At 72.1% G+C, this 14,301-nt stretch carries 11 protein-coding genes, 1 tRNA gene, 1 other RNA gene and 1 pseudogene; 7 read left to right on the forward strand and 7 right to left on the reverse strand.

Annotated features, from left to right (window positions below; all coding sequences use genetic code 11):
• Positions 1-104: 104 nt before the first annotated feature.
• Entirely contained in the window at positions 105-2,447 is a 2,343-nt protein-coding gene (locus tag ACH5AC_RS04555; protein WP_398860149.1) for a DNA polymerase III subunit gamma and tau, read from the reverse strand.
• A gap of 59 nt (positions 2,448-2,506) precedes the next feature.
• Positions 2,507-2,605: signal recognition particle sRNA small type (gene ffs, locus ACH5AC_RS04560), an RNA gene on the reverse strand.
• Between the two features lie 72 nt (positions 2,606-2,677).
• On the opposite strand from ffs, the gene ACH5AC_RS04565 reads away from it, so the two are divergent.
• A tRNA-Ser gene (locus ACH5AC_RS04565) sits at positions 2,678-2,762 on the forward strand.
• 492 nt (positions 2,763-3,254) lie between these two features.
• Here the strand turns inward: ACH5AC_RS04565 and ACH5AC_RS04570 are convergent.
• The 5 genes from ACH5AC_RS04570 to ACH5AC_RS04590 all read right to left on the reverse strand — a co-directional run bounded on the left by ACH5AC_RS04570 (position 3,255) and on the right by ACH5AC_RS04590 (position 6,457).
• On the reverse strand, positions 3,255-3,932 hold the full coding sequence (locus tag ACH5AC_RS04570; RefSeq protein WP_398860151.1) for a hypothetical protein: 678 nt from the start codon (positions 3,930-3,932) through the stop codon (positions 3,255-3,257).
• Between the two features lie 209 nt (positions 3,933-4,141).
• A complete protein-coding gene (locus ACH5AC_RS04575) occupies positions 4,142-5,005 on the reverse strand; it encodes a hypothetical protein (RefSeq protein ID WP_398860152.1) in 864 nt (287 codons plus the stop codon).
• Positions 5,006-5,183: 178 nt separating this feature from the next.
• Complete coding sequence (locus tag ACH5AC_RS04580; RefSeq protein WP_398860153.1) at positions 5,184-5,636, reverse strand: hypothetical protein; 453 nt, start codon at positions 5,634-5,636, stop codon at positions 5,184-5,186.
• A gap of 247 nt (positions 5,637-5,883) precedes the next feature.
• Positions 5,884-6,066 (reverse strand): hypothetical protein, encoded by a 183-nt coding sequence (locus ACH5AC_RS04585; RefSeq protein ID WP_398860154.1) that lies wholly within the window; start codon positions 6,064-6,066, stop codon positions 5,884-5,886.
• Between the two features lie 121 nt (positions 6,067-6,187).
• Positions 6,188-6,457: an SHOCT domain-containing protein gene (locus ACH5AC_RS04590; RefSeq protein WP_398860155.1), complete on the reverse strand. Its 270-nt coding sequence runs from the start codon at positions 6,455-6,457 to the stop codon at positions 6,188-6,190.
• 202 nt (positions 6,458-6,659) lie between these two features.
• On the opposite strand from ACH5AC_RS04590, the gene ACH5AC_RS04595 reads away from it, so the two are divergent.
• From ACH5AC_RS04595 to ACH5AC_RS04620, 6 genes and pseudogenes are all read left to right on the forward strand, one after another.
• On the forward strand, positions 6,660-9,464 hold the full coding sequence (locus ACH5AC_RS04595; RefSeq protein WP_398860156.1) for a heavy metal translocating P-type ATPase: 2,805 nt from the start codon (positions 6,660-6,662) through the stop codon (positions 9,462-9,464).
• Entirely contained in the window at positions 9,461-9,793 is a 333-nt protein-coding gene (locus tag ACH5AC_RS04600) for a metal-sensitive transcriptional regulator (RefSeq protein ID WP_398860157.1), read from the forward strand. The genes ACH5AC_RS04595 and ACH5AC_RS04600 overlap by 4 nt, the downstream gene beginning before the upstream one ends.
• Positions 9,794-9,900: 107 nt before the next feature.
• The gene (locus tag ACH5AC_RS04605) at positions 9,901-10,365 is read left to right on the forward strand and encodes a hypothetical protein (RefSeq protein WP_398860158.1); all 465 of its coding nucleotides are present in this window, start codon (positions 9,901-9,903) and stop codon (positions 10,363-10,365) included.
• 90 nt (positions 10,366-10,455) lie between these two features.
• Positions 10,456-12,009 carry a multicopper oxidase family protein gene (locus tag ACH5AC_RS04610; protein ID WP_398860159.1) on the forward strand — a complete coding sequence of 518 codons (1,554 nt, stop codon included), beginning with the start codon at positions 10,456-10,458 and terminating at the stop codon, positions 12,007-12,009.
• 801 nt (positions 12,010-12,810) lie between these two features.
• A pseudogene (locus ACH5AC_RS04615) lies at positions 12,811-13,773 on the forward strand (FG-GAP repeat domain-containing protein); the annotation flags it as partial.
• A gap of 144 nt (positions 13,774-13,917) precedes the next feature.
• Positions 13,918-14,295 (forward strand): hypothetical protein, encoded by a 378-nt coding sequence (locus ACH5AC_RS04620; protein WP_398860160.1) that lies wholly within the window; start codon positions 13,918-13,920, stop codon positions 14,293-14,295.
• Positions 14,296-14,301 lie beyond the last annotated feature (6 nt).

The raw sequence follows: 14,301 nt of genomic DNA on the forward strand, positions 1-14,301 counted from the left end.
TTGGAAGGCTGTACGTTCCTCCAAGGGCGCGGGATTCGGGGTGGGTGTCTCGAGCGCTTCGGGGGCCACTGGGGCCTCGGGGGCTTCGGGGGCCTCGGGGCTTCCTATTCGTTCGTGTACTCCTCGACCACCGTCGCGCCCAGTTCCCGCACGATCAGGTCGTGGCCGGAGAGGGCCGACTCGTTGAGGTCGGGGTCGTCGTCCTCGGGGATGTCGTCCTCGGGGGCGACCGGCTCAGGGGCGGGGGGCCGGGGTGGGGTGGCGGGGGCCTGTGTGTGGGGTACGGCGGCCGGGGCGGAGGTGGGAGTGTGTGCGGGGGGCGCCGGGGCGGTGGGCGTGGTGGGGGGTGCTGGCTGGGCGGGGGCGGGGGTGCTGCCGTAGCTGCCGGTGTTGCCGTAGCCGCCGCCCGAGGGGGTGCCGTAGCCGCCGGGGCCGGAGGAGGCGGGGGAAGCGGGGGATGTGAAGGACGCGGGGGCGCCGCCGCCGGACGGGTCGACGATCGCGTCGATCTTCCAGTGCACGTTGAACTGCTCGGCGAGGGCCTGACGCAGAACGTCCTCACTGCCGCTGCCGGCGAAGTTGTCACGGGCGCCGGCGTTGACGAAGCCGAGCTGGAGGGTGGTGCCGTCGAAGCCGGTGACCTGGGCGTTCTGGCTGAGCAGGATCCAGGTGAAGCGGCGGCGGTTCTTGACGGCCTCCAGGATGTTCGGCCAGAGGGCGCGGGGGTCCAGCCCGCCGGTGGGTGCGGCGTAGGCGGTCGGCGCGGGTGCCGCGGCAGGGGTGGGGGCAGCCGGGGACGGCGGCGTGGCGGGGGCCGACGCGGGCCGGGCGCCACCACCGGCCGGGGCGGCCGTGGGCCAGCCGCCGGGTCGCCGCCCGCTGCCGGCGGACGCGGCGGTGGGCCAGGCGCCGGGGGCGGGTGGGTTGGAGGTGTCTGCGGGGGCGGTGGCCGGGGCGGCGGGTGGCTGTTGCCCCGGAGCGCCGATGCCACTGGGTGCCGTACCGGCCGCCGTGGACGTACTGGCCGCACCGGGACCACCAGGCCCGCCCCCAGGCGCGCTGCCCGGCACGCCACCCGGCGCCGCACCGGGCGTGGACGTGGGTGTGGACGTGGGTGCGGACGTGGGCGTCGCCACCCCCGCGCCCCGGACCGCAGCCCGGGCGGCGGCCGCGCCACCCCCGGCGGGAAGGGGAGCCGCAGCAGCAGGAGCGGCGCCCGGATGCGCGTCGGGCCCGGGTACGTACCCCATGGCGGGCATGTTGGCGGCTGCGGCGCCCGCCGAGAAGTTCACGCCGCGCTCGATGCGGTCGAGGCGGGCCATGACGGACCGCTCGTCGCCGTAGGCGGCGGGGAGCAGGACGCGCGCGCAGATGAGTTCGAGCTGGAGGCGGGGCGAGGTGGCGCCGCGCATCTCGGTGAGCCCCTCGTTGACGAGGTCGGCGGCGCGGCTGAGTTCGGCGGCGCCGAAGACGCCGGCCTGCGCCTGCATACGCTCGATGACATCGGCGGGGGCGTCGATGAGCCCCTTCTCGGCGGCGTCGGGGACGGCGGCGAGGATGACGAGATCCCGCAGCCGCTCCAGCAGGTCGGCGACGAACCGCCGGGGGTCGTTGCCCCCCTCGATGACGCGGTCGACGACCTCGAAGGCGGCGGCGCCGTCACCGGTGGCGAACGCCTCGACGACGGAGTCGAGGAGCGAACCGTCCGTGTAACCGAGGAGGGAGGTGGCCATGGCGTACGTCACACCGTCGGCTCCGGCGCCGGCGAGCAGCTGGTCCATGACGGACATGGAGTCACGCACGGATCCGGCGCCCGCGCGCACGACCAGCGGCAGCACACCGTCCTCGACAGGGATGTCCTCCTTCGCGCACACCTCACCGAGGTACTCCCTCAGCGTGCCCGGCGGCACCAGCCGGAACGGGTAGTGGTGCGTACGCGACCGGATGGTCCCGATGACCTTCTCGGGCTCGGTGGTGGCGAAGATGAACTTGAGATGCTCCGGCGGCTCCTCGACGACCTTGAGCAGCGCGTTGAAGCCGGCCGACGTGACCATGTGGGCCTCGTCGATGATGTAGATCTTGTAGCGCGACCGGGCCGGCCCGAAGAATGCCTTCTCCCGCAGGTCACGGGCGTCGTCGACACCGCCGTGCGAAGCGGCGTCGATCTCGATGACGTCGATGGACCCGGGGCCGTTGCGAGCGAGGTCCCGGCAGGACTCGCACTCACCGCACGGTGTCGGCGTAGGCCCCTGCTCGCAGTTCAGGCACCGGGCGAGGATGCGCGCGCTGGTCGTCTTGCCGCATCCGCGCGGACCGCTGAACAGGTACGCGTGATTGACCCGGTTGTTCCGCAGCGCCTGCTGCAGCGGGTCAGTGACATGCTCCTGCCCGATGACCTCGGCGAACGACTCCGGGCGATAGCGGCGGTACAGCGCGAGAGACGACACGCATACGAGGTTATAGGCGCCCACTGACAAACCGGACCGTGAGCAAACGCACCCCCGCCAACGCAAGCGCCCCCCACGCACCCGCCAGAGCCGACCTACCCTTGCTGCCTTCCGGCCCTGGGGGAGTTCAGTCAGATAGCGCCGCGTGAGGGGCTTCGCACAGCCTACCCGATCAGCGCCTGCGGGAACGAGTTCGCGAGCACCCTCCTCGGTCATGTAATGTTTCCGGCGGAGGATTCGCCTAGAGGCCTAGGGCGCACGCTTGGAAAGCGTGTTGGGGGCAACCCCTCACGAGTTCGAATCTCGTATCCTCCGCAGCCGCCTGAACAGGCGAAAAGAAGGGCCCCGCTGGTGACCAGCGGGGCCCTTCGTCGTTGTCCTCAGCCGTCGTTGTCATGGATTTTGTCCACAGGGGCGTTTCCGGGGTTCCCCTCCGCCATCGCGGCTGGCTCCGGTGGACGTCGTCAAAAGGGAGGCTCGTCGTGGGGCGCGAGGTGAGGTGGTTTACCCCGCAGGACGGCCCTGCCATCCAGTAGCTCGCTAGCCGTGCGACGCTCTGCGCGACCTGGAGCTGTCCGGGCTCCGTCGGTCAGCCGCTCATGAACGCAGGTGAACGCCGCGAACGGGGCCCACCACCTCGCCAATCCAGGCGATACGAAGAAGCCCGCTGATCTTCAGCGGGCCGCTTCGTCGTTGTCCTCTGCCGCAGCATGAGTTCCCGCCGACGGTCCGGTGGCCGGTGGCCGAGCTGGCGCAGTCACGCAGGTTGGGCCGGTCGAAGCCGGGTTTGTTCGCACGTGCGGCGGGTCAGCGTACGGGGGAGAACTGCACTCCGCGCTCGCTGACCTTGACGGACCGGTCGCTCCAGCGGTTGCCGCTGCTGTCCTTGATGAGGTACTGGCACTTGTAGGCCGTTGCCTGGTCCAACTCGACCAGCTCCGCCTTCGGGACCTCACTGCAGCGCAGGTCCTCGCTGTAGGAGTTCTGCTGCTTCCAGAAGGCGCCGTAGACGCCCTGGGCGGTGACTACGCCCTTCAGAGGCTTGGCCTCGTAGCTGAAGATGATCGAGCCCGGCTTGTACGAGTCGGAGATGGTGACCTCCCACGGCACCTTCACGCTCTCGTAGGTGATGGTGCACGCGGTGGTGGCACCCGCCTTCATCACGAGTTCGCCGCCGTCGCACTCGCCGCTGGTCTCACCGGTGATGCCGGCCATGCGAAGGGTCCGCCTCTGCAGTTCGTACAGCACCTTCTCGGTGGTGGTGGCCGAGCGGTCAGGGGAGGGGCTGACCGTCGGCATGGTCGTTATCAGGTCCGCCACAGGGCCTTCCAGCTTGACCGGGAGCTGCTCGCCCTCGACCTGGGACGCGGAGTCGTCGTTCTGCTTCGCGTCCTGCGTGGCGGTGCTGTCGGCGCTGGGCTTGGCGTCGTTCTCGCTGGTGTCCGAGCCGCCGCAGCCGACGGTCAGCATGCCGAGGGCTGCCATTCCGATGAGTATTCGTGTGTGGCGCATGGCGAGTGATCTTAGAGCGCTTTCCAGCCACGTTCGTTGGGGGCTTGTTCCTGTTGCGTCTCAGCCGTGTCGCAGCCGCGACCGCTCGAGCGCAACGAACCGGGCAAGCTTCACTCCGGTGGTCGCCGGCGCCGCGGCGCAGGCCGCCGCGGCCTCCGCGGGAGGCCGCTGAGCCCCTCGCGTCAGTGGCCGTGCCCTGGTTCGCCGTGATTCTCTGCGGTCGCTTCCGGAGTCGGCTGTGGGCTGGGCGTCGTTGCGGTTCCGTGCGACGTTCCTTCGGTGGGGCCGGATCCGTGCTGGTGTCCGTCCGCGTCGGCCGTTTCCGGCTCCGCCTCCGGTGCGGGCTCTTGGCCGTGGCTGTGGCCGTGTCCGTCGCCGCCCGACTCGGTGGCCATCTCCTGCGCGATGCCCTTCAGGCCCAGGAAGGCGACGACCGCGGTGACCGCCACGAGGATTCCGGCCGGGCCGAGGAGGCCGCGCCACCGGGTTGGCTGATGGCGCAGCACGTAGGAGACGAAGGAGAGGGCCAGGCCGAACGGGATGAGCATCGCGGCGCGTTCGGGGAAGTCCTCGAAGTGCTGCAGTCCGCCGCTGAGCATGCCGATGCCGAACGACAGCGCGAGTGAGGCCGCCACCACGCCGCAGACCTTCGCGGCGCCGGGGCGGCTGCGGGTCAGGACGAACTCGTTCAGCACGGTGGCACAGAGGAAGACCACCGCGCCTACGACGGCGATGACGGTGTAACGGGCGGGATCGAGCGGGTGGTGCACGATGGCGCCGCTGATCAGCCCCGCTCCGACGAAGGTCGCGGCGTACCCCAGGTAGTCGCCGAGCAGCGGCGGACGCTTGGGGGCCCGGCGGCGCCCGCGCCGCCCGCCGTTCCTGCTCGCGGGCCCCCTCTCGGTACGGCGCGGTGTGGGCTCGGGACCGCCCCTCGCGGACGTCGGTGAGCCGTCCGGCGTCGCCGGGCGGGAGCGGGGCGGTGTGGGGGACGCGTACGGCGGCGCCGGCACGAGGCGGGAGTCGGCGACATGGTGGTGGGACACGGGAACGAGGACACCTTTCGGCACGGGTCGGCCAGGGCGCGCTCGGCGCGCGGCGCCGGCCCGGAAGGACACGGGGCGGGGAGGCAGCCGTGGTCCGCCCCCGTCAGGGGTTGCGGACCGGCTGCCGGGCCGCACTGGGAGAGAAGTCGGCAGTGCGGCTGTGACGCGGATCCGGTGTCTAGATCCGCATGATTCCCAGTGTGTGCAGTGAGGTGTACGCGCGGTGGCCGAGTGACCTGTCGGCGGGCGGTCTCCCGTGCGTGGTGTCAGGGGTAGCGGCCGGGGACTGAGCCGGTGGGATCAGCCCCGGCCCGGCAGGCACCGAGGCCCAGCAGTCGGCGTCGGGCAGGGACTCCGGGTCTGCGGTGGCGAGGACTGGTCCGCTGTCGGCCGCGGGCCCTGTGCGGGTGTGGGTTTCCTCGGTCGCCGACGCCTCGTGTCCGTGGGAGCCGTGGGCAGAGCCCTGGTCCGCCGCGGTGGGGTCGAGGTGGCGGGCGGCCGTGGACGCGGTGACGCCGTCATGGGCGTCGGCGTGCGCGAGCGTGTGGACAACCCCGAGGCCGATGAGGAGCAGGGCGAGCAGCAGCAGACGTGCCGGTGCGCTCCCGGCCGTTCCTGCTCTGCTCGTCACGTGGGCGCCCCTCGTCCGCGCCCGCGCGGGCGCGTGCTCGTGCCGGTACTGGCCGCCCCAGCGTACCCATCGACGCGTCGGCCCTCCGAGCAGACCGGGGATCCACCTGGCGCTGTCTGTTCCCTCGCGGCGTTCGGCTCTCTCGCCATACGAGTTTGATGAGCGGGTTCTTCGAGTCCTCGGCGACAACCGCAGCCCGAACCAGGCGCCGGATCACGCTCCGGTCGGCGCGGTCCGGCCTCGCGCCTTACCCGTAGCCCGGCGGGTCACACCGACCGGGCCCAGGTGAAAGCCCGACCGGCCAGGCAAGCGCGATCAGCAGGGCGGCGGGCTGGTGGAAGCCGGGGTGATGGGCGGCGTCGGTCAGGACGCGGCTCGCGCCGTAGCCGGGCAGGGCGTGGGCCCAGGCGGGAGGCGTGGGGTGGAACATGGGGCTCTGCTCGATGCCCAGGTCGCGGCGGCGAGCGCGTACATGCCGTGGTTGCGCCTGTCGTTCATCACGGGCCTCCTTCGCGGAGGGGTGGGGCCGCAACACCGGGGCGGCCCCGGGTTCAGGCTTTGGGGAGCGGGCCGGTGTGCAGCGCGTTCAGGCGGCGCCCGTACTCCTCTTCGTCGATCTCCCCGCGGGCGAACCGCTCGCTGAGGATCTGCCGCGGTGTGGGTGTGGGGGTTGCGGGGGTGTGGGTGTGTTCGTGCGGCCGGTCGGTGGCACGGAAGACCAGCACGAGGGCTGTGACGATGAGCGCCCAGAACACGACCATGCCGACCGACATCCCGAACCAGCCCCACCCGCTCATACCGTGGGCGTACCAGAACGTCATCGCTACTCACCTGCTTCGGCTCTGTCCGCGACCGGGCGCTGACGGGCTCCCGGCAACTTCTCGCCTCTTCCTGCATCGTCCCTCCGCCCGATGAGGCGGTCCGGGGCCGAAGGGTCCAGGACCAGTGGGCCGGTCAGCCCCTACCCGGCAGGGGTACCCGGGCGCAGGCTGGAGAGTGACCCGCCAAGGGAGGCGAGAAGCCATGGGTGCCGTCGATGTCGTGGTGGTCCTGGCCTCGGCCGTGCTGGTCGCCGTGCTGGGCTGGTACTTCTTCGGGCCGCGCCGGGCCGGTGCCGCTCGGCTGGAAGGCGGCGTGCAGCGGGTGGAGGTGACGGTCCGGGGCGGCTACCGCCCCGACGTGATCAAGGTTCGCCAGGGCACGCCGGTGGAGCTGGTCTTCGACCGGCAGGAGGCCGGCGAGTGCACCTCCCGTGTGGTCTTCCCCGATCTCAAGGTCGGCGCCGGCCTGCCCGCCCACACGCGTACGACCGTACGGCTGAACCCGGACCGGCCGGGCTCCTACGGCTTCGCCTGCGGCATGAACATGATCCACGGCAGGCTGCTCGTCGAACCCGCCGACGGCTCCGCAGGCCCGCCGCCGGCCACCGACGGCCACGACACCGCCACCAGGGCTGAGGCTCCGACCGCCGAAGGGCCCCCCGCGGGAGCGGACCGGACGGCGGCCGAGGCGGAGGCCGCGGACGCCGCCGAGCGGCAGGCGGAGATCAAGGACCTCACGCGGCGAGTGCTGACCGGCGCGGTACTCACCGCCCCGGTGCTGTTCGCCGTGATGGCGCACGAACTGTTCGGCGCGGACTGGGTGCCCGGCTGGATGCTGAACCACTGGCTGCAGCTGGCGCTGATCACGCCGGTGATGTTCTACACCGGCCGGCCGATCCATGTGACGGGCTGGCTGACCCTGCGCCACCGGGCCGCCGACATGAACTCCCTGATCACGCTGGGGACTTCGGCCGCCTACGGCTACAGCCTGCTGGTCACCCTCGCCCCCGGCCTGCTGCCCGAGGACGTGCGGGAGGTCTACTTCGAGGCCGTCGGCGTCATCCTGACCCTGATCCTGCTCGGGCGTCTGCTGGAGGCGCGCGCGAAGGCCGGCACCGGCGAGGCCATCCGCGCCCTGCTGGGCCTTCAGGCCCGCACCGCGCGGGTGGTACGCGACGGCGCCGAGGCAGAGATCCCGGTCGAGGACGTCGCGGTCGGGGACGAGATCGTCATCCGGCCGGGCGAGAAGATCCCCGTCGACGCCGAGGTGCTCTCCGGCTCCTCCGCGGTCGACGAGTCGATGGTCACCGGTGAGCCGATGCCGGTGACGAAGCATGCCGGGGACACGGTCATCGGGGCCACCGTCAACGGCACCGGGTCCCTGCGGGTGAGGGCGGCCAAGGTCGGCGCGGACACGATGCTGGCCCAGATCATCCGTCTGGTGCAGCAGGCTCAGGCGTCGAAGGCCCCCATCCAGCGGCTCGCCGACGCGGTGTCGGCGTACTTCGTGCCCGCCGTGATCGCCATCGCGATCGGCACGTTCGCCGTCTGGTTCACCCTCGGGCCGTCGCCCGCGCTGACCCTGGCGCTGGTCTCGGCGGTCGCGGTGCTGATCATCGCCTGCCCGTGCGCGCTGGGCCTTGCCACCCCGCTGTCGGTGATGGTCGGCACCGGCAAGGGCGCACGGGCCGGCATCCTCATCCGCTCCGCCGAAGCCCTGGAGACCGCCCACAAGCTGGACACCGTGGTCCTGGACAAGACCGGCACCGTCACCGAGGGCAAGCCCGTCCTGACCGACGTCCACACCGCCGAGGGGTTCGACGAGCCCGAACTGCTGCGCCTGGTGGCCGCAGCCGAGGCCGACAGCGAACACCCCCTCGCCCGGGCCATCGTCACCGGCGTCCGTGACCGCGGCCTTCGCCCGCCCGGCGCGACCGGCTTCGACTCGGTCACGGGCAAGGGCGTCCAGGCCACCGTCGAGGGACGCGCCGTGCTGGTCGGCACTTCACGGCTGCTGGGCGACGTCGGCATCGACACCACGGCGCTGGCCCCCGTCGCGGCCGGCCTGTCGGCCGAGGGCAAGACGCCCGTGCTCGCGGCCGTCGACGCACGCCCCGCGGGGGTGCTGGCCGTCGCCGACACCGTCAAGGACGACTCCGTCTCCGCCGTCGCCGCCCTCAAGCGCCTCGGCATCGAGGTCGTCGTCATCACCGGTGACAACGCCCGCACGGCGGCCGCCATCGCCGCCCAGGTGGGCGTGGACCGGGTACTGGCCGAGGTGCTGCCCGAGCACAAGGCCGACGAGATCCGCCGTCTGCAGGGCGAAGGCCGGACCGTCGGCATGGTCGGCGACGGCATCAACGACGCCCCCGCCCTGGCCGCCGCCGACGTCGGCCTGGCCGTCGGCACCGGCACCGACGTGGCCATCGAGGCCGCCGACGTCACCCTGATCTCCGGTTCCCTCAGCGGAGTCGTCACCGCGATCCGCCTGTCGCGCGCGACCATGCGCAACATCCGGCAGAACCTGTTCTTCGCCCTCGTCTACAACGCGGTCGGCGTCCCCCTCGCCGCGGGCGCCCTCTACCCCCTGTGGGGCCTGCGGCTGAGCCCGATCATCGCCGCCGCGGCCATGGCACTCAGCTCGCTCTCGGTCGTCACCAACGCCTCCCGGCTGCGCCGCTGGCACCCCCAGCCACTGCCCGAGGCCCAGCCTGCCCACAGCCGGCCCCGCGTCGAGACCTTCGCCGACCGGTCCCAGGCCGACGGCACGGCCGCCGCCGCGGGTCATGAGCACCACCACCCCGCCTCCCGGGGCGGCGGCCACGCGGTCACGGACCCGGTGTGCGGCATGCAGGTGGACAGGACCACCGCCACCGAACACCGGCAGACCGAGCACGGCACCTACCACTTCTGCTCCGCCCACTGCGCCGCCGCGTTCGACGCAGACCCGGACCGCTACACGGCCCCCACGCACGGCGGCACACCCGAGGGAGACGAACCCCGATGACCACCGCTCCGGCCACCCCTCGCCACACCCACGGGCAGCACGGGCAGGCACCCGGCTACGCCGACAACAAGGCCGACCACCTGGCCCGCCTGAACAAGATCGAGGGTCAGATACGCGGCATCTCGCGCATGGTCACCGACGACCGCTACTGCATCGACGTCCTCACCCAGATCAGCGCCGCCGGCCGGGCCCTGCAGGAAGTCGCCCTCGGGCTCCTCGACGAGCACGTGCGCGGCTGCGTCACCGACGCCGCCCGCACCGATCCCGGCCAAGCCGAGGAGAAGTTCGTAGAACTCAGCGGCACCTTGCGCCGGGCCCTGCGTCTGTAGCCAAGGGTGCGACGGGTCGTCGCGCCCTCGCCGTTCCGGTCGCCGACTTACCCCAGAGGGGTATATTGGGCGGGACGGGCCGTTTCAGCTCAGCACGGATGGAAGCCATGGCGACAGCCGCCCACCGGGAAGGCACCGCACACGGTGCGCTGCTCCGGTGGACACGCGCTGCCGTCATCGCCCTGGTGGCGGCACTCGCCGTCCTGGTCCACCACGAGACGGCCGTGGCGATCACCCAGGTGTCGCACCCCCGGGCTTCCGGGACGAGCAGCCCGGCGGGCCTGCCCCACACCGCCACACCGGCGACGCCCGTCCATCCGATCGGGCACACCATGGCGCCCGGCGTCACGGACACGACCACGGCCCACCACGACAACGGCGCGTGCTCAGACCCCGTGACGCAGCACTGCTCCGCCGCCGGCGTCGACAGCACTCAGCTCACGCCTCCCCACCAGCCCTCCACCGGCCGCGCTCCCGCCCTCCCTTCCGGTGCGGCATCCGGCCGGGATGTCCCGGGAACGGCGGTCCGGGGTCCACCCGACCTTTCGGTCCTCTCTCGATTCCTGCTGTAGGTCGCGCCCACGGCTGCACGCGTTCACGCGTGCGCTCAGCCCTCCCCCAGGCGACCGACCAACAAGGACCATCGAGACAAGGACACCTCTGTGAACAGCATGAACCGTCGCTCCCTCCTGATCGCCGGGCTCGGCGTCGCGGGCGCCGGCGCACTCGCCTCCTGCAGCGGCTCCGGCAGTACGCCCGCTCTGATCAGCCCCTCAGGGCCTGCCGTCGCCGCCGCCGACAGGAAGCGCACCAGCACCGGCAGGACACACGAGCTGACCCTGACCGCGGCACAGGCCGAGGTCGACCTGGGCGCCGGGATCACGGCCAGGACCTGGGCCTTCAGCGGCCGGACCCCCGGCGAGGAACTCCGCGTGTCGGCCGGTGACACGCTCGCCGCCACGCTCTCCAACCAGCTGCCCGACCAGACCGCCACCTCCGTCCACTGGCACGGGATCGCCCTGCGCAACGACATGGACGGCGCGCCGCCGGCCACCCAGACCGCCGTCCGGGCCGGACGCAACTTCACCTACCGGTTCACCGCGGACGTGCCCGGCACCTACTTCTTCCACCCGCACGTCGGTGTCCAGCTCGACCGGGGCCTGTACGCACCTTTGATCGTGGAGGACCCCAAGGAGCCCCTGCCGTACGACGAGGAGTGGGTGATCGTCCTCGACGACTGGCTCGACGGCGTCACCGGCACGCCGGACGATGCCTTCGCCGAGCTGCGGCAGGGCATGGGCGGGATGCACATGGGCGAAGACTCCGGCAGCCCCTCCGACTCCTCCGGCCACACGGGTCACGGCACGGGAGACACGTCGAGGTTCATGCTGATGGGTGCCGGCAGCCCGCTGCTCGGGGGCGACGCCGGCGACGTGAAGTACCCCCACCACCTGGTCAACGGCCGCGTTCCGGCCGACCCGGAGGTCTTCCGCTCCAAGCCCGGCAAGCGGGTCCGGCTGCGCCTGATCAACGCCGGCGGCGACACCGCGTACCGCGTCTCCCTCGGCGGCCACCGGCTCACCCTCACCCACACCGACGGCTTCCCCGTCGGGCACCAGCAGGTCGACGCCGTACTGATCGGCATGGGGGAGCGCTACGACGCCCTCGTCACCCTGGGCGACGGTGTCTTCCCCCTCGTCGCGCTGGCGGAGGGCAAGAACGCCACCGGTATGGCCCTGGTCCGCACGGGATCGGGCAGTGCGCCGAAGCCGACGGTGCGCCCGAGGGAACTGGACGGAACGGTGCTGACCGCGTCGCAGCTGCGCGCGGCGGACGACGTGCGGCTGACGTCGAAGAAGGCCGATCAGGTCCACCGCATCGAGCTGACCGGCGGCATGATGACGTACAACTGGGCCATCAACGGCAAGCGGTTCGACATGAACGACCCGACCGCGAACCCGATCACGGTCGAGCAGGGCCGGCGGGTACGGCTGGACTTCGTCAACACCACCACGATGTGGCACCCGATGCACCTGCACGGCCACACCTACCAGCTCGGCGCCGCGGGCCCGCGCAAGGACACCGCGATCGTCCTGCCGAAGAAGACGCTGTCGGTGTTCTTCGACGCGGACAACCCGGGGCAGTGGATGCTGCACTGTCACAACGCCTACCACGGCGAAGCCGGGATGATGGCGCTGGTGGGCTACCAGGGCTGATCCCCCCCGCAGGCGCCCGGGGTGTGTACCCGGGCGCCTGTCGAGATTGCGGCGCGCCGCGCGCCGCGAAGTTTGTCCGAATCGGCTCGGGCAGCGATCACCGACGAGCCGGTGCCGCTCGTGGCGGTCTCCCGCAGCGGGGTCGGCTGCGGCCTTCAGGCGGTGTACGGCCCCGAGGAGCTGCTCAGCGCCGGGCGTGAGCGGTGGGCTGTGCCGGTGGGCTCGCTTGTCCCGTACAACCAAACGACCCGATCACGGGTCCGATCGGGCGCGACACTTCCGTGCCCGATCTTCTCGTGGGGGTTTCACCTTGCAGTTCCGCTCTACCGGCACCCGTGTGGCCACGGCCGTCACAACCGTCCTCGCGGTCACGGCCCTCGGCGCCGGCACGCTGGCCACCGCCCCGGCCGCCTTCGCAGCCGTCCCGGCCGCCGCCTCGGCCTCCGTCTCGGTCGATCAGCCCGCGGCCCTTCCCGTCTTCCCCGAAGGCGCCTCTCTCGCGGGCACGGGCAGCACCGGCTTCCTCACCTACTCATTCGCCCAGGACGGGACCAGGAACCTGCTCTGGACGCCGTATGACGGTGGGACCCCGACCCAGCTCCAGGAGCCCGAGGACGGCGGTTTCACCATGGCAGGCAGCGATGTGGTCGTCCTCGGCGACAACAACTGGAACTCCCAGATGCGTTCGCTCACCCTGCGGAACATGGCCGACCCCTCCGCCCCGGGCGTGGACATCGACCTCGGCGCGCTCAACGGGAACTACGTGGCCGTGCTGAGCCCGACGAGCGTGCTCGCGCAGGTGACGAAGGATACGCGCCGGGCGGCGGCTACTTCCCCGAGAAGCCCTCCAGCAACGGCTCGTGGACCTCGTGGACCCGGCCGACGATCAGCTCGGTCAAGCTCGTCCGCACCGAGCGCGAGTGCAGCCAGCCCGCCTACCCGTACTGGGTCTCCGAGACCTCGCCCACCGCCCTGGGCTTCGGTGACATGAACGGCGACCGCAAGGCCGACGTGATCACCCGCGACCTTGCCGGGCGGCTGTGGTTCACGCCGGGCGACGGTACCGGGCGGCTCATCGGCTCCGGCGGCTGGAACGCCATGAACGCCCTGACCCGGCACGGCGACTTCAGCCGTGACGGCCGCGAGGACCTCATCGCCCGCGAGAAGTCCACCGGCAAGCTGTGGCTGTACCCCGGCACGGGCACCGGCTCCCTGGGCGCGCGCAAGCTGATCGGCACCGGTGGCTGGAACGCCATGCGCAACATCACCGCCCTCGGCGACCTCACCGGCGACGGCCGCTCCGACCTGGTCGCGGTCGAGAAGTCCACCGGCAAGCTGTGGCTCTACCCGGGCACCTCCACCGGCACCCTCGGCGCGCGCAAGCTGATCGGCACCGGCGGCTGGAACGCCATGAACGCGCTCGTCGGCGTAGGCGACATGAACGGCGACGGCCGCCCCGACCTCTACGCGCGTGAGGCGTCCACCGGCAAGCTGTGGCTCTACCCGGGCCGGACCGGAGCCCTCGGCGGGCGTGTCCTCGTCGGCAGCGGCGGCTGGAACGCCATGGCGAACTTCATCGCCGTCGGTGACTTCTCCGGCGACGGGCGTCCCGACCTCGCCACCGTCACCAACACCAAGTACACGATCGACGGCAGCCCGGGGCACCTCGGCTGGCTGCTCACCTACCGGGGCCTGGGCAACGGCTACCTGGCGGGCGGTGAGCGGACGCACGGTGAGTGGTGGGGGCTGAACGGCTTCTGCTAGCCAGGACGGGCCCACAGGCCCTGGGCCTGTCCGATCACCGAGCAGGGGTGGACGGCGGAGCGGGGCCATCGGGCACACTGAGCCGTAGCGAAACACCGAACACTCCGAACATCGGTAGAACACCCCAGGGACAGGCGGCTGGCCATGAGCGCACGGCGGCGGGCGACGTCCGTGGTCGTGGGCCTCTGGCTGGTCCTGGCCGCGGTCTTCGGCGTGGCCTGCCTGTGCACCCAGGGGCCGTCGGCCTACGGCCAGGTCCTGGCCAAGGGGTCCCCCACCGCCGTATCGCCGGAGGGGGACACCGACACCGCGGAGCGTGCCAGCGCCTCGCCCGGTCGTGACCGGTGCGGGGCCGGGGCCGCCGAGGACACCCCGGCGACCGGGCCCGTGCCGCCGCCGATCCCGCAGGCGCCGCCCGGCCGGGCGGACGTACGGGCGGCCGCCGTGTCCACGGCGGTCATGGCCGAACCGGCGGCGCCCCGCCCGCCGAACCTCCATGAGCTGCAGGTGCTGCGGACCTAGATCACG

Origin of the sequence: Streptomyces sp. NPDC018693, assembly GCF_044391385.1 — a bacterium.
GTDB lineage: Bacteria > Actinomycetota > Actinomycetes > Streptomycetales > Streptomycetaceae > Streptomyces.